The organism is Dyadobacter sp. CY351, assembly GCF_021502625.1.
GTDB classification, from domain to species: Bacteria; Bacteroidota; Bacteroidia; order Cytophagales; family Spirosomataceae; genus Dyadobacter; species Dyadobacter chenhuakuii.
This window is the reverse complement of the sequence record NZ_JAKFFU010000016.1, coordinates 56007-73134: the sequence shown is the minus strand read 5'-3', so window position 1 is coordinate 73134 and position 17128 is coordinate 56007. Positions and strand designations below refer to the sequence as shown.

The 17128-nt window shown below is 43.9% G+C and carries 18 protein-coding genes and 1 tRNA gene; 13 read left to right on the top strand and 6 right to left on the bottom strand.

From position 1 onward, the window contains the following. Positions 1 to 34 precede the first annotated feature (34 nt). From L0660_RS25000 to L0660_RS24960, 9 genes are all read left to right on the top strand, one after another. Positions 35 to 331: a hypothetical protein gene (locus L0660_RS25000; protein WP_235161871.1), complete on the top strand. Its 297-nt coding sequence runs from the start codon at positions 35 to 37 to the stop codon at positions 329 to 331. Between the two features lie 60 nt (positions 332 to 391). After that, on the top strand, positions 392 to 733 hold the full coding sequence (locus L0660_RS24995; RefSeq protein WP_235161870.1) for a hypothetical protein: 342 nt from the start codon (positions 392 to 394) through the stop codon (positions 731 to 733). A 175-nt stretch (positions 734 to 908) separates the two neighbouring features. Then, positions 909 to 1211 (top strand): helix-turn-helix domain-containing protein, encoded by a 303-nt coding sequence (locus L0660_RS24990; RefSeq protein WP_235161869.1) that lies wholly within the window; start codon positions 909 to 911, stop codon positions 1209 to 1211. Beyond that, positions 1208 to 1549 (top strand): hypothetical protein, encoded by a 342-nt coding sequence (locus L0660_RS24985; protein ID WP_235161868.1) that lies wholly within the window; start codon positions 1208 to 1210, stop codon positions 1547 to 1549. The genes L0660_RS24990 and L0660_RS24985 overlap by 4 nt, the downstream gene beginning before the upstream one ends. Beyond that, positions 1546 to 2016 carry a hypothetical protein gene (locus L0660_RS24980; RefSeq protein ID WP_235161867.1) on the top strand — a complete coding sequence of 157 codons (471 nt, stop codon included), beginning with the start codon at positions 1546 to 1548 and terminating at the stop codon, positions 2014 to 2016. The genes L0660_RS24985 and L0660_RS24980 overlap by 4 nt, the downstream gene beginning before the upstream one ends. 114 nt (positions 2017 to 2130) lie before the next feature. Further along, a complete protein-coding gene (locus L0660_RS24975; protein ID WP_235161866.1) occupies positions 2131 to 3594 on the top strand; it encodes a hypothetical protein in 1464 nt (487 codons plus the stop codon). Between the two features lie 381 nt (positions 3595 to 3975). Beyond that, the gene (locus tag L0660_RS24970; RefSeq protein WP_235161865.1) at positions 3976 to 4248 is read left to right on the top strand and encodes a terminase gpP N-terminus-related DNA-binding protein; all 273 of its coding nucleotides are present in this window, start codon (positions 3976 to 3978) and stop codon (positions 4246 to 4248) included. 180 nt (positions 4249 to 4428) lie between these two features. Continuing rightward, the gene (locus L0660_RS24965; protein WP_235161864.1) at positions 4429 to 5433 is read left to right on the top strand and encodes a hypothetical protein; all 1005 of its coding nucleotides are present in this window, start codon (positions 4429 to 4431) and stop codon (positions 5431 to 5433) included. Between the two features lie 76 nt (positions 5434 to 5509). Then, complete coding sequence (locus tag L0660_RS24960; RefSeq protein ID WP_235161863.1) at positions 5510 to 5962, top strand: hypothetical protein; 453 nt, start codon at positions 5510 to 5512, stop codon at positions 5960 to 5962. A 609-nt stretch (positions 5963 to 6571) separates the two neighbouring features. On the opposite strand, the gene L0660_RS24955 is transcribed toward L0660_RS24960, so the two are convergent. After that, positions 6572 to 6898, bottom strand: a complete 327-nt coding sequence (locus tag L0660_RS24955; RefSeq protein WP_310589647.1) for a PmeII family type II restriction endonuclease — start codon at positions 6896 to 6898, stop codon at positions 6572 to 6574. A gap of 241 nt (positions 6899 to 7139) precedes the next feature. Continuing rightward, positions 7140 to 7212, bottom strand: a tRNA-Met gene (locus L0660_RS24950). Between the two features lie 159 nt (positions 7213 to 7371). Here L0660_RS24950 and era point away from each other — a divergent pair. The 3 genes from era to L0660_RS24935 all read left to right on the top strand — a co-directional run bounded on the left by era (position 7372) and on the right by L0660_RS24935 (position 10380). Beyond that, positions 7372 to 8295, top strand: coding sequence for a GTPase Era (era, locus tag L0660_RS24945; RefSeq protein ID WP_235161861.1), 924 nt, complete (start codon positions 7372 to 7374; stop codon positions 8293 to 8295). A 64-nt stretch (positions 8296 to 8359) separates the two neighbouring features. After that, on the top strand, positions 8360 to 9670 hold the full coding sequence (gene der, locus L0660_RS24940; RefSeq protein ID WP_235161860.1) for a ribosome biogenesis GTPase Der: 1311 nt from the start codon (positions 8360 to 8362) through the stop codon (positions 9668 to 9670). Positions 9671 to 9996: 326 nt separating this feature from the next. Further along, entirely contained in the window at positions 9997 to 10380 is a 384-nt protein-coding gene (locus tag L0660_RS24935) for a hypothetical protein (protein WP_235161859.1), read from the top strand. Between the two features lie 64 nt (positions 10381 to 10444). On the opposite strand, the gene L0660_RS24930 is transcribed toward L0660_RS24935, so the two are convergent. The 4 genes from L0660_RS24930 to L0660_RS24915 all read right to left on the bottom strand — a co-directional run bounded on the left by L0660_RS24930 (position 10445) and on the right by L0660_RS24915 (position 15721). Next, positions 10445 to 11281: a fumarylacetoacetate hydrolase family protein gene (locus L0660_RS24930; RefSeq protein ID WP_233794677.1), complete on the bottom strand. Its 837-nt coding sequence runs from the start codon at positions 11279 to 11281 to the stop codon at positions 10445 to 10447. Between the two features lie 92 nt (positions 11282 to 11373). Then, positions 11374 to 14238: an excinuclease ABC subunit UvrA gene (uvrA, locus tag L0660_RS24925; RefSeq protein ID WP_235161858.1), complete on the bottom strand. Its 2865-nt coding sequence runs from the start codon at positions 14236 to 14238 to the stop codon at positions 11374 to 11376. A 116-nt stretch (positions 14239 to 14354) separates the two neighbouring features. After that, positions 14355 to 15143 carry a nicotinamidase gene (locus L0660_RS24920; RefSeq protein ID WP_235161857.1) on the bottom strand — a complete coding sequence of 263 codons (789 nt, stop codon included), beginning with the start codon at positions 15141 to 15143 and terminating at the stop codon, positions 14355 to 14357. 26 nt (positions 15144 to 15169) lie between these two features. After that, a complete protein-coding gene (locus L0660_RS24915) occupies positions 15170 to 15721 on the bottom strand; it encodes a hypothetical protein (RefSeq protein WP_235161856.1) in 552 nt (183 codons plus the stop codon). A 95-nt stretch (positions 15722 to 15816) separates the two neighbouring features. Between L0660_RS24915 and L0660_RS24910 the strand changes: the two genes are divergently transcribed. Further along, complete coding sequence (locus tag L0660_RS24910; RefSeq protein WP_235161855.1) at positions 15817 to 17115, top strand: hypothetical protein; 1299 nt, start codon at positions 15817 to 15819, stop codon at positions 17113 to 17115. The last annotated feature ends 13 nt before the right edge of the window (positions 17116 to 17128 follow it).

The window sequence follows — 17128 nt, the reverse complement described above, 5'->3', positions numbered from 1 at the left end:
TTCACTTTTGACCAATTTTAATTATTACGAAAAAATGAATTCATTAGTAAATGTTGGAAGGTACTTTGATAAGCTTGTTAAGTTTTCGGATAATACAGCGCGTTTTGCGGGAAACTATGTGGGGGTTGAACCTTTTCTTCCTGATGTGAACGAGATATCACTCATAGAGACCATTCGAGAAAACGAATTTAAAGACAAGGTAAGGTCATACATGAATTCTAGCGATCTGGCATACAACGTGTTGGACATGATTGAGGATTGGCTAACAAAAGTCCCAGCATATCATTATCATGCGTATTACATACAAGATGCTTTTGGCCCGATATCGTAGAGTCCCGAAAACCCCTACGGAAGATTAGAGATTATCGATAATCTTGCTTTTGATTTATCGATGTGGGACTTAGTTAACTACCTTCATGAGGAAAAAGCTCAATTTTCGGAACTTGCTGATTTAGACTCTGATAAACTTAAGTTGGATTGGTTGGGTACCCCTTCTCAATTGGGGTTTATTATCAGCGAACTGGCAAAAAAGGGTTTTATAAAAGTACCTCAACGAAAAAATGGAAAGCCAAATATGGCGAGTTTTGAAAGAGCTATTTTAAATTGTTTTGATGGTAACTTTGGCAAAAGCGTCATTTATCAGGCAATAAACCAATATGGTTCTGATTCAAACAAACTTGTTGATTCCAATAGGGCGAAATTTGTGATACCTGAAAGGTCTGACCTTTCATGATATGTTTGTTGTCTGTGGGTCGGCATAGGACTTCATTTTTTTTAACTACCTGGCTTGCAGTAATTTGTGATTGGGTGATAGAATAAAATTCCAAATTCTATGCTATTCTATGCTTGATTTCACTGTCGTTTGATGGTTCCTTTGAGCCATTAAATAATTAAAACACAGTAAAACAGTGATTACAAAAACACAAATTTTGCAGGTAGAAGGATTAACCGCTCAAACACTATTAGAGCTATTCAGTAGCGTAAATAAGCGACTGGATGAATTAGGGGCAAGAGTTAGCCCACCCCATCAAACGGTATTTTTGACGCGTGAGGAAGTAGGAAAGTTTCTAAAAATATCACTTCCTACCGTTTGGGCTTGGTCTAAGCAGGGCATTTTAAAGCCTCATCGCTTAGGAAACCAAGTGAGGTATATTGAGTCGGAGGTTTTGCAGGCAGCGCAAGCCACTAAGAAAGGAGGCGCTTTAAAATGAGCGTTTACGTAATCCCTGCCGTGATTGAAAATAAAAAGTCGTTTGTTATGGCCGCCCTCGATCTATTGCCCGGATTTGAGGCCGATTTAAATCGAAAGGACATCTGTCCCTACTCATTTGCGTTGTTGGCGAATACCTTGGTGGCTTATCCATCTGGTGTTTGCCTCTTTCCAAATAGTACAAAATCTTTGATCCATTGCGCGGATTCGCTGGTGTCGGCTTCCTTAGCTGTTCTATGGCAAGGGGAATTAAAGGTGGCTGATGTTGAGAAAATCAGTGATCTTTTAAAGAGTGCTTTGGATAGTATTTGTACAGTAAAAAACCAATTTGAGCTATGAATGAGGGATTAAAAGGGGTTGGAGCGATACCCTGTATAATAGAAGAAAAGGTAGCATGTTTCTGGGAGTCAATAGCCTACGCCGATTTAGCAATAAGCATATTGAAGAAGGAAGAAATTAAAGGGCTCTATACGTTTGAACGTGGATTTCGTAAGGCATTAGGAGCCTATCCGCTTGGCATACCAAACTCACTTTGTGGGAATGCTAATCGTGCTTGGATAAAGGGAGCTGATAGTTTAGTGTTGCAAGCTTGGACTCTCCTTAGCATGCCTCGGAAAAGCCCGTTTCCGCACTTTGAAGAGTTAATTGATTGCTTGATTCGTGCCGGTAAGCTAATTGCGGACGTATATGGCTTGGAGTTAGATAATTCTGGAATTGTAAAAAGGACAATGATAGTCAAGCCAAGTAATCGGAGAAGGCTGGAATTGGCTAAGGTAGAGCCGTTCCGTCTACGTCATATGTATTAGTGGTAACATCCTCGTTATTAAATAGTCAACTGCTTGCAATTAGGTAGAACGACGAATTGAGGTAAGTTATTTAGGCATAAGTACACACATTTAAAATCATAAATCACTAGTATCATGGCAATTGATGGCGTTAACCTGCGGGTTTTCGGCGTAGACCCTTCTTTGTGGCTTAACTGCGAAGATTTGGCCGGACGGTTTGCTGTTAAGGTTAATCCCAAGACAGGCAAACCAATAAATGAAGTAAAAAAGGCGCTTTACAATGGCCTACGATTTGAGATAAAGCCTTATCCTGACGGAACAACTGGAATGACTATCCGGGGATCGCTTCATAAGTATTTTAACAGCGGTCATCATAATTGCAATCAGTTCACTTTTAGTGATTTGGTAGAGGTAGTGCATGACTTGGAAACACGTTTTGGGGTGTGTCCGGCGAGTACCTACATTGAGAATATGGAAATTGGGGTAAATGTAAACGTGCCCTTTGAGGTCAAGAAAATACTAACGTCTCTGATTTCCTATTCAGACAAAACCTTTGAAGTGATCAATGCTCGTAGGCCCCTATTAGGCAGGCTGTGCCCCTCATTCGACTTCGATATAAAACTCTATGACAAGGCATTGCAGGCCGCTGCGGATGTTTCTGTACAGAAGTTTCAGGAGTTCAGCGACCTAGTACGGTTTGAGATAGCGACCAATCGAATGAGGTGGTTAAGGAGTTGTAATATAAGGACATTGGCAGATCTAACGGTGAGGGAAAAGGTATTTCCCTTGCTCGATTTGATGGCGACAGTGCTTGACAAAATGATCTTTGTGGACATTGACGCTGATGTTTCCCTTCTGTCGGATTCTGATCATGCGCTTTACGGCCTATTACGGGATCGGGATAAATGGCGTCGGTTTGATAAGCGGAAACGGTACAAGATGCGGCACCGGTTGCCTATCCTCTTAGAGAAGTGTAACGCTTTCAACTATGCCGGGATGCTACAAACACTATTGACGGATACTTGGACTGCCTTGTTCGAGGAAGCTGAAAGGGAGGGACTATTGCACCAATTATCGGACTGCGAGAAAATCATTGAAGCAACCGAAGGATGGACTATTGCACAACTTGAATGCAATAGTGCAATAGTCCCTAGTCAAGCGAAAGAACAAAGGGAGATAGATAAAAATCTGTCGGAAACTGAAACCTCAAAAATATGTCGGTGCTGTGGAAAAGACATATCAGAGCAAAAGCAGGGTAGCAGGTTTTGCTCGGAGAAGTATAAAGGACTAGTAGCAAAAAAATGTCGGAATTCGGAAAGTAATAATCGTAGGGATAAAAAACGAGTTGTAATGAAAGCAAAAGAGGCAAATCGATTTCTAATAATTAATTACATGTTCAATGGGGTGCTCTATTCTGACATATTGCATTCGTCGGAAATCAATCCGTGTCGGGAGTGGCTAGACATGGTTATATCAGTAGAAAGTGTCCCACGGATCGCAGATGGAAAAAAATCTAAGCTTTTGGTTTGCAGCGAGGCACGGGAATACTTACAAAAATTGGTTGATTTTAACGAGCTTACTCCGTTAAACAGCATTTAAACGCCGTTTAAAATCGTGCAACGGGCTTGCAGATTGAAAGTTAGCTAGACAATGGGACAAAAATTAAAGTTTAATAGCTGTTTTCAGCATATTGGTGAGGCTCTTCAAAGAGCGGTGCAAAAAGTACGCTTACCTCATCATTTGCCGGGAATTTTGAGGTTAGAAAGGCCCAAATCAGTTGGAAATGGGATGATTTGAGCCGAAAAAGCCAGAGAATAGCATGAGCAACCGACCTTTCCGATACTAGGGGTATCGATTTTCTGATACAAAAAAGAGCTAAAAGATACGCAATCGTGCAAAAGCATGGTACGCAGGGTGCAACTATAATTAAGTGAGATTTGAGTTTAACCAGTATTCAGACTACCAAAAATTACGCAGGATATGGCAAAGAAAACACACACAATCAAAGAACGGGCTTTTAACTATCATGTAAAGGGGCTGACATTTTCAGAAATAGCGAAATTATTGGATTTGTCGCCAAGGACTGTCGAGAGGTATAGTCAAGTGGATGAGTGGAAGGCAAAGGCGAATCCGGCAGCTCTACCTCAACGAGCAAAGGAATTACAAGGAAGGGGATTTTCATGTGCCAGAATTGCACAAATGATTGGCGTAAGCAAAAGCACCGTGTTTAATTATTTGAAAGCGTATAGGTGAACAATTAGAGTCCTAGACAGACAGCGTTTAGGACTATGATTAGTATCTAAACGAGTCATATACTCGGCGATAGGCATTGGATTGTGAAATCAGATGTTGGCATCTATTTCTAATCCATAACGCCCGCAAGTTTTTTTGCGTCGATTTTTTACCTTTACTGCTCACATAAACACTCCCTCTATGGCAATTAACAGAATGCAGAAAAGAAGAATCGAAGATCTTATAAAAGAAATTGCTTCTGGAACTTTTAGTTTGACAGATGTTAGAATGCTATTTATGGATTTGAGAGAGCATACTCAAAATAATCCAGTATTTAGGGAGTATGCGGACTTCGTCGCACATTCGAAACGTGATCGTGGGATCATTTGGGATGCGTTAAACTTTTACAGAAACAGAGCCCAATATCTTAAAGATCATTTTGCTGCCAGGACAGGTTTCGATGTTAAAAAGCCATTTCCGTCCTATGTTAAGGAGATGTTTGGATTTATAATTACAAGACTGGCTCCAACGGTTTTAACTTCGAACAAGCTGAGACAAAGTGATTTCGATAAATTTATTAGAAATGAAATTGTTCCAGTTCCGGGGTCAGATATGTATCAGTTTAGCACTGCAATTCAGCAAAAGCTTGCCGCTAATGAAATAATTCCGGTATTAGATGTATTATATCCATTAGTCAACGGATGTGAAATGCCGGAGGCCATTTCCTTTGATGAACTTTTTGACGGACTCTTGACGGCAATAAAGACGAACGGTATTCCATTCAACGAGCCCTCCTTAGCCAGGCAATTTGAAAAGATCACCTTACTGATCTTAGCGGATCTTCACAAATCTGAATATAAGATGAAAGATAATAGCACGATCGTATGCCGGATAAAAGGAATGGAGTATCGTGAGGAAAGGAACACCGACAGAGTACAGGTTTTTGCTAAGTATCTGCATTTAGCCGCGGAGCTACCTGCGGGTGACCTCAGTGCGGAAGGGGCAACAGTGCCTATAGAGCTTATTCCAACTGTGTTGAGCACCAAACTTCCATCCATAAAATGGTGTACTCCTAATACATTTGTTGATCTGGGCAATGTAAAGGGAGGTGATTCCGATCACGATTTTACCGTGCAAAATTTTAAACTTACCCCTGTTTTACCATATGTTGGGGCCGGAATCGTAGACGTCGAATTTCGGATGTAAAAAGGCCGTATTACAAAAAACATAGGTTTGTAGGGAGATGAAACTTTGTCATCACTACTCAATTTTCTTTGGACAAATGAAAAATCCACATGCCGCAAATCCCGGTGATCCATTGCCTGGCCAGTTGAGTGAATTTATTGAATGGGAAAAAGAGCAGCTTGCCCGAGTATATTTAGAGCATCTACAAACGAAAGACATTGTAGATGACGAAATAGAGGTAAGCTTACATGCAAAACGGTCAGTTCGGAGACGCTGGCAATCCGAGTCAGGGTATGTAAGTATTCGTCATGAGGTGGCCCAATTAGTCACCTTTATTGAAGAGAATTTAAATCCCCATTCAAAGCCGTCTGGAGCGCCGAAAGAGGGCATGCAAGCGGAATGGCTAGTAAAAAATATTGAGAAATGGGAGGAGTATTTGGAAAGGTTACCGCAGTCTAATTGGGAGGTTGAGCAGATGCATCAAGAAATTTACAGTAGATGGCATTCAATAGCAGGTATTAGTCATAAAACTTTTAGCCTTGATAGGTAGGCCGAACTACAACTCTTTGATTAATGATGGCTTTATACAAGTTTCCAGTGTGTAAATATTCTCTGTAAACTTGTGTATAGCAGCTTATTAAGTATTGGTCTGTTTAATCCTGCTACTTAAAAATTTTTAATCGCCTTCCTATATCAAAGTATCTACCCTGTTCTTGGCCGATTTTCATATGGTCGCCACCATACGTCTCTTTGAGAAATTCAAAAAGTAATTTTTGGTATTCGTCATCCCGCCGCTTCAAATTCCTTTCAATGTCATCATAGGTATATTTACTCTCTGAACTAGCTACTAATTGCCATATGAAAAGCACGTTTACGAGAAGGGATATTCCAAGTATAATTTGCATAGCTGGATCCGGATAGGTTATTTAGGTATGTTTGAAGATACGATTAATGCTTTATACATCAGTGTCAAGAAAGCCTCCAACAATCTCTTTCACTGCCTTTGCTTTTATATCGGCTTTCCTTCTCGCCCGGGCCACAATAGGTCTATCTCGTGACGAATTAAATGCTACTCTCCGATCCCAATTTATAATGCCATCATCACAAAACGTTAGAGAAAACTCTAAAGTGAACTTGTTGATCATTTTTGCATAAGACTCTAAGTAAAGCTCATTTTGCCCTTTTGCGAACTGTTTCCCCAATTGAGCCCGCTCTTTATCGTTACTATGTGAATTATATTATCTTTTTCGAACTCAAGATCGATACCATCGGCAGAAGACTTACGATCACCATACACTTTACCACAAATAAAAATTGCCAATCCTTCTAAAAATTCACCGAAAATTCCCTCCTCGCTCGATGAGATGTGTGCGTCAACAACACTTCGCACAACTTCCTCGGCTGTTAAAACATGCTTAGCTTTGAACAAGTATGGATTTGTACGGGACATTACTTTCCCAAGCTTTAAATTATCAATACTCTCAATTCTCTTTGGGGCAATGCTGAAGGATCAGCTACATAAGCGCGATTTATACCTTTTAGAGTAATTGAACGAAGAGTAATAACTTAGTCGGCTTATCATGCTTTTATGTTTTGTTCTTGTCTCCACAGACCGATAGTCTATTAGAAAAGTAAGAGTCAGGACATATCCGTCCAATAATCCGTCCAATGGGTAAAAAGAAAAAAGCCTAACTAGTTAATAACTAACTAATTAGGCTTTTTCTGTGTAGCGGGAGCTGGACTCGAACCAGCGACCTTTGGGTTATGAGCCCAACGAGCTACCAACTGCTCCATCCCGCGGTGTTGTTGAATTGGAGTGCAAACATACGACTATATTGGATATGACGCAACTTTTGACCGGTAAATAATTGAAGTTTTTTTGTAATTACCCTCCTTCACAACCTTTTATAGCATTTCATGGGCGGAAAACCGTACTTTTGTGTGATTTTTAAGTAACACATGGAAGAAAAGACAGAAATAGCAGTTCCTTTCCGCAACCACCGCGCCGGTTTCGTCAGCATTATTGGTAAGCCCAATGTTGGTAAATCCACCTTAATGAACGTTTTGGTGGGCGAAAGGATGTCGATAATCACCTCGAAAGCCCAGACTACGCGGCATCGCATCATGGGCATTCTGAATGGGAAGCATGAAGATATCCCGTTTCAGCTGGTTTACTCGGATACGCCGGGTGTCATCAAGCCGGCTTATAAGCTGCACGATTCGATGATGACTTTTGTAAAAGGTTCATTGGAGGATGCAGACGTGGTTTTGTTCGTGGCGGAAATAGGAGAGAAGGTGGCGGATCATGAAGTTTTGCCTTTGCTGAAACGCGCCGATGCACCGGTTGTGCTGGTTTTGAATAAAATAGATTTATCGGATCAGGAGCATGTGGATGCGAAAATGGCGGAGTGGGAAGCGGCGATCCAGCCGGATGCCATTGTGCCGATCTCTGCATTGCATCAAGCGAACATTGCCACGCTTTTTGACGCAGTCATCACCAGATTACCATTTCACCCGCCGTATTTTGGTGAAGATGAACTAACCGATAAGCCCGAGCGTTTCTTTGCTTCTGAAATGATCCGCGAAAAGATCTTCCTTAATTATCGCCAGGAAATTCCATACAGCTCCGAAGTTTTAATTACAGAATTTAAAGAACGGGACGACATGATCGTCATCCGCGCGGAAATCCTTGTGGAACGCAAGAGCCAGAAAGGGATCATTATTGGAGAAAAAGGCGAAATGCTGAAAAAAATCGGGACGCAGGCAAGGATTGATATGGAAGCGTTTTTTGGCAAAAAAGTGTTTCTGGAACAACATGTGCGGGTTGAGCCGGATTGGAGAAGCAAGGAAAACAAACTGAGACAGTTTGGCTACGACGAATAATTTATAATAAAAGAAAGAAGGACGGTTGATTGCGAACCGTTTGGACCACATTAATTAATACAAAATGGCAAATATTATTTCAATTGTTGGGCGTCCGAATGTGGGCAAATCCACATTATTTAACCGCCTTACGGAGAGTCGTAAGGCAATTATGGACAATCAGAGCGGCGTTACCCGTGACCGCCATTATGGTTACGGTGAATGGACCGATCAATATTTTACGGTAATCGACACCGGCGGTTATGTCGTTGGTTCAGAAGATATTTTTGAAGGCGCAATTCGCGAGCAGGTTGAGCTTGCATTGGAAGAATCCACGGTCGTTTTGTTCATGGTGGACACAATGACGGGACTTACGGATCTGGACAAAGATTTCGCAAATGTGCTTAGGCGGGTTAAGAAGCCGGTTTATTTGGTTGCTAACAAAGCGGAAACGCAGGAACGTTACCAGTCTGCCGCTGAATTTTACGAGTTAGGGCTTGGTGATCAGATATTTGCTATTTCTGCACAAACAGGCTTTGGAACGGGTGAGTTGTTGGATCAGGTGATCACACATTTTGAGACACCGGGCGTTGAAGATCCCGAGGCTGGAATCCCGCGTATTGCGATCATGGGGAGACCGAATGTGGGTAAATCTTCGTTCCTGAATGTGCTTACAGGCACCGACAGAAGCATTGTAACAGACATTGCAGGCACAACGCGCGACGCCATCCACACGCATTATAATGCTTTTGGAATGGAGTTCATCTTAACGGATACTGCCGGACTTCGCCGCAAATCACGCGTTAACGAAGACATTGAATATTACTCCACGTTGCGTTCGGTGAAGGCGATGGAAGAATCGGATGTTTGTATCATTCTTTTGGATGCGACATTAGGCCTCGAAGGGCAGGATATGAACATTATCGGTCAGGCTGATAAGGCGAAAAAGGGCATTGTGATCATGGTCAACAAGTGGGACTTGGTTGAAAAGGATTCCAAAACGGCTGATACATTCAAAAAAGCGCTTTTGGAAAGACTTGCTCCGATGAATTACATGCCGATCATTTTTGCTTCCGTGGTTGAAAAACAACGCATTCACCAGGTGATGGAGAAGGCGATGGAGGTTTATAAAAACAAAACCAAGAAAATCACGACTTCAAAATTGAACGAAGTGATGCAGGCTGAAATTGAAAGATATCCGCCGCCGGCTGATAGAGGAAAGTATATCAACATTAAGTATATGATCCAGCTGCCCACGCCGTCGCCGACGTTCGTGTTTTTTAGCAGCAATCCGAAGCACGTGAAAGAACCTTACCTGCGTTACCTGGAAAACAGGATGCGCGAGAACTTCGATTTTTCAGGGGTTCCTATTACAATCTTTTTCAGAGAGAAGTAAGAGAATCAGAATGTTATATGAAAAACGCCGGGCCTTCGAGTCCGGCGTTTTTGTTTTATCGGGTAACTACTACATTTCAGCCGGTAAAATACGCGTTTCGTCTTTTTTTGGTCAGCCGCTGCAACCTTTTGAATTACCTTTACATCTGTTAATACGAAGGATCTGCCGTTCAACATTTTTAGTCTGCAAAAAATATTTGTTAAAAATTGTTAAAAACAAGGTACTATGTATTGCAAGATACCTAGGAAAACATATATATTTGTACAGTCAATTAGTTACATCGAAATCGCATCCTGATTTTTCTTCTGAACGACCGAAACATAGCCATGAAAACACTTAAAATAGTAACACTCCTAGTTTTGTTCAGCTTGCAAGCTGGCGCAACCGGCTACTCGCACAACATGTTTGTAGCCCACAAAAAGTTACAGGCAGGCAAAGAGTGCGTGCAGCCAAGCGAACGCATTGTTGCGAAAAAAGCAAAACCGGCAAATGTTGTAAAGCACCACGCAAGTGTGAAGCGCGTTACGGCAATTACTGCTCAGTTTACAAGCAATTCGGAGCCGATGACATTGAATGAAAGAATCCTGCAAGCAGGTCCTTCTTCGTTCTTTTCAAGTGAGCAAAACAGTGATGCCGATGATTCAATCGTTACCAAACTGATCTCATTCGTTCGCTGCACAATTTACGCATTCATCGGATTGCCAAGCTGATCCGACCTAATATTCACCATGAATTAAAAAGCTGCAACTGGTAAGGTTGCAGCTTTTCTCGTTTTCAGCCGACCACATTGGTCAATGTGCCGATGGGCTCAATAGAAATGTGAATAATATCGCCTTGTTGTAATGTAAAATCGGATGGGGGGATGATGCCGGTGCCGGTCATAAGGTAAGCGCCGTGCGGGAAAGCCATTTCGAGGAAAAGATAACGGAGTAGTTCGTCGGGCTTGCGTTTCATCTGGGATAATGTCACTTCGCCGCTGAAAACTTCTTCGCCTGAGCGGACAATGGCAATGTCGATCACCGTGTTCTCGCCAAGCGGAAATTCCGGCACGTACAGGCACGGACCAATGGCTGCGCTTCCCGTATAAGACTTAGCCTGAGGCAAATATAACGGGTTTTCACCTTCAATGCTTCTGGAACTCATATCATTTCCAATGGTGTAACCCACTAATGTTCCGGATGAGGAGGCGAATAATGTGAGTTCTGGCTCGGGCACGTCCCAGGTGGAGTCGCGGCGGATGCGGACGGTTCCGTGGTTGCCTACAACCCGCCAGGCGGTCGATTTGAAGAAAAGCTCGGGTCTTTCGGCTTCGTAGACGCGATCGTAAAAGCTTCCACCGCCTGCTTTTTCGGATTCTTCCATGCGGGCCGTGCGGCTTCTGAAATAGGTTACGCCCGAAGCCCAAACTTCCTGCGAACCAATTGGCGCCAGGATTTCGGGCATGGGAAGATCGTCTGTAAAAGTGATCGGAATGAGGCTTTCAATTTGTATTTCAAGCCAATCGTACAGATCGTCCCGGTTCACCGCAACGTCCCAGTCGGTTTCATGCAAACGATAAAAAAGATCGTCCCTTTCCAGCAGGATGCCATTTTCTGTTTTATATAACTTCATAAGAATCGCATTTTGGTTTCGGTTCAATAAGGCTTTTCCCTATTGTCTTTACTGCATAATCTACGATTCTTCGCTGTAATCAGGCTATTTGATCAGATTTTGTCTTTCAGGAATGTGGCTGTGTAATTGTCGTCGATCTTGGCCATTTCCTCCGGCGTTCCGGCAAATGTAAGGTAACCGCCACCATCGCCGCCTTCGGGACCGAGATCCAGGATCCAGTCGGCGCTTTTGATCACTTCCATATTGTGCTCGATGATGATCACGCTATCACCCTGGTCTACCAATGCATTAATGGCTTTCAGAAGCTTCTTAATGTCATGAAAATGCAGACCGGTTGTGGGTTCGTCAAAGATGAAAAGGGTTTTTCCTTTGTTGGAAGAGCCTTTTCCCAGGAACGACGCCAGCTTTACACGCTGCGCTTCCCCACCCGACAATGTGTTCGAAGATTGTCCTAAGCCTACATAACCAAGCCCCACTTCCTGCAAAGGCATCAGCTTTTCAACCAGCTTTGGTTCAGTGGGTTTGAAAAACTCGATGGCCTCATCCACGGTCATATCCAGGATTTCGGCCACGTCTTTATCATGGTAACGCACTTCCTGGATTTCCTGCTTGAATCTTTTGCCATTACAGCCTTCACATTTAAGGTAAATGTCGGCCATAAACTGCATTTCAATCTTCACCTGGCCTTCGCCCTGGCAAATTTCACAGCGCCCGCCATCCACATTAAAAGAGAAATGGGAAGGTTTATAGCTGCGTGCTTTCGACAATGGCAGATCGGCCATCATCTGGCGGATGTAATCGTAAGCTTTAATGTATGTAACGGGGTTAGAACGGGATGATTTTCCAATTGGATTCTGGTCAATCATTTCCACGGCTTCAATGCGGTCAATGCTGCCCGTGAGCTCGTCGAACTTCCCAACTTCCTCGCTGAATTCTCCCTTCATACGCATTAGCGCAGGATAAAGGATTTTACGGATCAATGTTGATTTCCCCGAGCCGCTGACACCCGTAACGACCGTTAACGTGTTCAGTGGAATGGTAACATCGAGTTCTTTCAGGTTATTTTCCCGTGCGCCTTTGATTTGTAAATGGTGAAGCGACTGACGTCTAATTTTCGGAACCGGAATCGAATCGTTTTCCAGCAGGAAATCCAATGTGTGGGATTGAATGCCGTTTTCGCTGTTTTCGATATAACCATTGTTTTTTAACTCAGAAATATCTTCCCAATTGCCCTGAAAAACAACGTGTCCGCCGCCCGTTCCGGCTTCCGGGCCAATGTCAATGATCTGATCGGCGGCGTGCATAACCTCTTCCTCATGCTCTACAACAATCACGGTATTACCAAGATCGCGCAAAGATTCGAGCACGCCAACCAAACGTTGCGTGTCTCTCGGATGCAAGCCAATGCTCGGCTCATCCAGAATGTACATCGAGCCCACCAATGCGCTTCCAAGTGAAGTCGCCAGCTTAATCCGCTGGAATTCACCGCCGGATAATGTGCTCGTAAGCCGGTTTAATGTCAGATAACCCAAGCCTACGCGGATCATATAATCCAGACGCGTTTCAATTTCGGTCAAAACCCGCCTTGCAATCTGCCGGTCGTGATCGCTGATTTCCAGGTTTTTGAAGAAGGCAGAAACATCCTTGATCGGCATTAAAACAAGATCCGTAATCGAAGCGCCGCCCAGTTTTACAAATGATGCATCTTTCCGCAAACGCGATCCGCGGCAATCCGGGCAGGTTGTGCGTCCGCGGAACCGTGAAAGCATGACCCGATATTGAATTTTATAGGTTTGTGTTTCGAGTTCAGCAACGAAGTCATTGAGTCCCTGAAAATATTGGTTACCAGTCCAAAGCAGGTCTTTTTGCTCGTTTGAAAGGTCTTTGTAAGGCCTGTGAATGGGAAAATCAAACTTAGCGGCATTGCGGACAAGCGGCGTAAGCCATTCGCCCATTTTTTCGGTCCGCCAGGGAGCAATCGCCCCTTCATATATAGATAAGCCTTTATCGGGAATGACCAGATCGGGATCAATGCCTAATATTTTACCAAAACCCTCACACCTTTTGCAGGCCCCGTAAGGGTTATTGAAACTAAAAAGATTGACCGTAGGCTCCTCGAAAGACATGCCGTCCAGCTCAAACTTATCCGAAAAAACCCGGCGCTCGCCATTCAGCACCTGCACAATGCAAATTCCTTCTCCTTCGAAAAAAGCCGTTTGAACAGAATCCGAAAGCCGATATTGCGTGTCTTCATCGTCGTGCTTTATGCCGGCGCGGTCTATTAAGATAAAAACCTGGTTTCCGGCCTGCGGATAATTGTCCGGGTTTTCGAGAATGTCTTCAATAGAAACGACCTCATCATTGAGATAAATTCTATTATAACCTTTTGATAATAAAATAGTTAGCTCCTCTTCCTGCGTACGTCCTTCACGAATATGCAATGGCGCCAGGATCATGACGCGCGTTCCCTCCTCATGGCCAAGCATGAAATTGACCACATCCGTAACCGTGTCTTTGCGCACCAGTTCGCCCGAAATCGGCGAATAAGTGTGTCCTATGCGCGCAAAAAGCAATTTGAGATAATCATAAATCTCCGTCGAGGTCCCCACTGTGGAGCGTGGATTTCTTGTGTTCACCTTTTGCTCAATGGCAATGGCGGGTGAAATCCCTTTGATATACTCCACTTCCGGCTTCTCCATCCGGCCCAGAAACTGCCGCGCATAACTGCTCAAACTTTCAACATACATGCGCTGCCCTTCGGCAAACAATGTATCAAAAGCCAGCGAAGACTTGCCCGAACCGGAAAGGCCCGTGATCACCACGAGCTTGTTCCGTGGAATGGCAACATCAAGATTTTTAAGATTATTAACTCGGGCACCTTTGATCAGAATGTATTGTCTCGGATCCAGATCATCGAATTGGGCAGCTTCAATCCGCGGCACAGGTAATTGCATCATAGGAGAAATCAATGGGATAGCCGGCGCATGTTTGGTCACACACCGATCTTTATATTAACCAAAAGTACATTTATTTAGTTTGGCATTTCAGGGCGGAATCTTCCGATGCGGCCCTGTTACAGCTGGACTGCGTTTGCCTTCAAAAAAGTCATTCCCTTTTGCGCCGCTTCCTCATAAATGGGGTCGGCGACATCTTCGAAATTGGTCACGTTGGACATGCAATCCGTCAGAATGGTCACCTTAGGGGCCAATTCAGGGGAATACTTTAAAATTTGATTGATGCTCGTCGCCACACAATGTGAACGCGCTTCGCCCGCTACGAGAATTTGATCAAATGCGGCAAGCTCGTCCAAAAATGCCTGATCCAGTTCTGTTTCGGGCGCATTGGCAACCGGAACCTGTGCACGAAAGACGCCGAAATGCTCAGTTAAGGGGTTTGTTCCTTTGATAGCCGCCTTATAATCCCGCCCCGTCCGGTGTGTCCAGGCGAGCAATGCGTCCATGATCGTATCGTCCAGTGCAGCGCCTTTGGAGCCGATCAGGCAATGTTCCGGCCAGATGAAATGCATGAATTCTCCTTCGGCTTCCAGCGTTTCCAGATATTGAATCACATAATCGCGTTCGTAGCGCGGCGTCCACTTTGCGGCTTTCACATTGGCAGCCGTAATCCGGGTGAAAGGCGCCACCGTATTTCCATTCGCATCTTCCCAAAACAGCGGATGCGCAATGTCCAGGACTTTATGCGTGTCCAACGTAGCGAAAATGGCGTCGATCTTTTCTCCTTCCAATGCGATCAGTTTTGCGATCCTTTCCACGTCCTGCTCGGCACCGGGCACAAATAGTGCACCTTTTGGATCACAAAAATCAAACTGTGCGTCGATGAGCAATAGTGCTGTCTTTTTCATTTGGGACGATATGGGATTGAGGCCGTTTAATGTTCCAGTTCTTTCGGGATTTCCATCTGGCGCGCATACATTTTGGAACAAAGCGTATAAAGCGAGGCGAGCATGCGATTGGTGTCCTTAATGTAGTCCACGCGATAATCTTCGTCGAGCTTGTTATATGCATTCAAAATCACCTGCGCTTTTTTGGCCAGATACAGCGCGCAAGTGTCTGCACGGGAAGAATAGGTTTTCAATATATCCGCATATTGTTCCATGAAAGTGTTCATCAAGAACAAGTTAAGCTCAATGCTGCCGATTTTATCCTTAGTAACCTTCACATGATAAGAAATATCGCCGCTCAGGTTCCGCATATCCATTAAAACCCAGCCGGGCGTATTTTGGTTGGATTTCGAAGTCCTGGTAATGCGGCCGATAATTTCCTCCCGCCGCTCGGGAATGGTGGCGCTGTCTTCGATCAGCTCAAAGTGCAGCCGGTCCGAAAGCGTTTTATCCTTCGTGATCAGCCTTAGCAGCAGCTTATCCTTTTCTTTGGCCGGCATTTGGATAATCGCTTTTTTAAGTTGATCGGGTAATGCCATAAAGTAGGTTTAACATACTTAAATTTACAATCCAGGAATACGCGGTTAACTTTATACAACTCAATATTCCTTCGCTTTTGACAAAAATATCAGATATGCCTAAATATCTTTCTATCAGTTTAAGCATTGCTATCTTTTTGGTCTTCTGTGTGACGCTTTTCTCCAACACGCTCAACATGCCGTCTTTCGACGACTACGACACGACCATCGGATTTATCAAACGCATCTTTTTCGACGACTATACTGCCAAAGGAAAGGTTGAAATCCTGTTTGGAAGACACAATGAGCACCGGATCATCATAACAAGGCTCGCCGCCGCAGCATATTTCAGCGTTTTTCACCAGGTTGATTTTGCCAATCTCGTGTTTTTTCAAAATCTGATGCTGCTTTGCTTTTTCATATTACTGTTGGTGATTATGGACAACAACAGGCTGCTATCTGCTGAAAGCATTCTTTTTGCCTCGGTATTTTTGTTCAGTCTGGGGTTTTGGCAGGTTTCATTTTATTACTGGGCCGGAAGCCAGCATTACGCGGTTTTTCTTTTCTGTTTCCTGAGCCTTTTTTTCCTGAATAAATCACAAACTATTAAAAGCAAGCATTTTTTCCTGGCGGCCCTGTTCGTCATTATCGCGGTTTTTTCTTTTGGAAACGGGTTTCTTGGCTTGCTGCTGGGGGGATTTATGCTGTTGGTTCAAAAGAAATGGGCGCAACTGGTTGCCTGGACGGGCATTTCTGCTGTTTTACTGTGGGTTACATTCGTTCTGGGCGCACAAGTGGTTGTTGAGCGCGACGTTCCTTTCAATTTCAACTGGATGAAAAGCCTGCTCCTGACTTTCCTTGGCAGTTTTGCCTATGTTAACCCGGCTACCAACTCCGATATCAACATTAATTTTTGCATGATCCTGGGTACGACGGTGCTTTTGGTTTGGATATGGTTGTTTTTTAAAGGTTATCCGCGCCGGAATCCGCTGCTATACTGCATGCTTTCCATGCCCATACTCACGGGCTTTGTGATATCCGTTTCAAGGTTTGAGTACCAGGCTTTTGGTGGTGTGGCGCCGCGCTATATGTTTTTCACGGCGACCATTCCGGTGATCCTGATGCTTATTTTTCTTGACCTTAAAATACTGCGCATCCGGCATTTACGGATTCTGGCATGGGCGGGCGTGCTGCTTTGGGGAGTCGTTTATGTCAATAATAGAAAAGCGTTGAAAGAAATGAACAAGGACCTTGCCCAAAGAGTGATTGCCTGGCAGAGCGATCCCGAAACGCGCCTCATTCATTTCAACGAAGCGAAGCCTTCCTCCGAGGCGCTGCAATGGGCGATCGACAATAATGTGGTGAAGATTCCTGATTTAAATGAATTCCAGGACACAGAAACCGTTCAAAACTGAGGTCGCAGTTGTG

Coding starts and splice junctions, on each gene's coding strand:
- uvrA (WP_235161858.1), bottom strand. CDS start 14,238: ATGATGCAATTACCTGTGCCGCGGATTGAAGCTGCCCAATTCGATGAT.
- L0660_RS24935 (WP_235161859.1), top strand. CDS start 9,997: ATGAAAACACTTAAAATAGTAACACTCCTAGTTTTGTTCAGCTTGCAA.
- L0660_RS24910 (WP_235161855.1), top strand. CDS start 15,817: ATGCCTAAATATCTTTCTATCAGTTTAAGCATTGCTATCTTTTTGGTC.
- L0660_RS24965 (WP_235161864.1), top strand. CDS start 4,429: ATGGCAATTAACAGAATGCAGAAAAGAAGAATCGAAGATCTTATAAAA.
- L0660_RS24960 (WP_235161863.1), top strand. CDS start 5,510: ATGAAAAATCCACATGCCGCAAATCCCGGTGATCCATTGCCTGGCCAG.
- L0660_RS25000 (WP_235161871.1), top strand. CDS start 35: ATGAATTCATTAGTAAATGTTGGAAGGTACTTTGATAAGCTTGTTAAG.
- era (WP_235161861.1), top strand. CDS start 7,372: ATGGAAGAAAAGACAGAAATAGCAGTTCCTTTCCGCAACCACCGCGCC.
- L0660_RS24980 (WP_235161867.1), top strand. CDS start 1,546: ATGAATGAGGGATTAAAAGGGGTTGGAGCGATACCCTGTATAATAGAA.
- L0660_RS24995 (WP_235161870.1), top strand. CDS start 392: ATGTGGGACTTAGTTAACTACCTTCATGAGGAAAAAGCTCAATTTTCG.
- L0660_RS24975 (WP_235161866.1), top strand. CDS start 2,131: ATGGCAATTGATGGCGTTAACCTGCGGGTTTTCGGCGTAGACCCTTCT.
- L0660_RS24930 (WP_233794677.1), bottom strand. CDS start 11,281: ATGAAGTTATATAAAACAGAAAATGGCATCCTGCTGGAAAGGGACGAT.
- L0660_RS24985 (WP_235161868.1), top strand. CDS start 1,208: ATGAGCGTTTACGTAATCCCTGCCGTGATTGAAAATAAAAAGTCGTTT.
- L0660_RS24915 (WP_235161856.1), bottom strand. CDS start 15,721: ATGGCATTACCCGATCAACTTAAAAAAGCGATTATCCAAATGCCGGCC.
- L0660_RS24920 (WP_235161857.1), bottom strand. CDS start 15,143: ATGAAAAAGACAGCACTATTGCTCATCGACGCACAGTTTGATTTTTGT.
- der (WP_235161860.1), top strand. CDS start 8,360: ATGGCAAATATTATTTCAATTGTTGGGCGTCCGAATGTGGGCAAATCC.
- L0660_RS24970 (WP_235161865.1), top strand. CDS start 3,976: ATGGCAAAGAAAACACACACAATCAAAGAACGGGCTTTTAACTATCAT.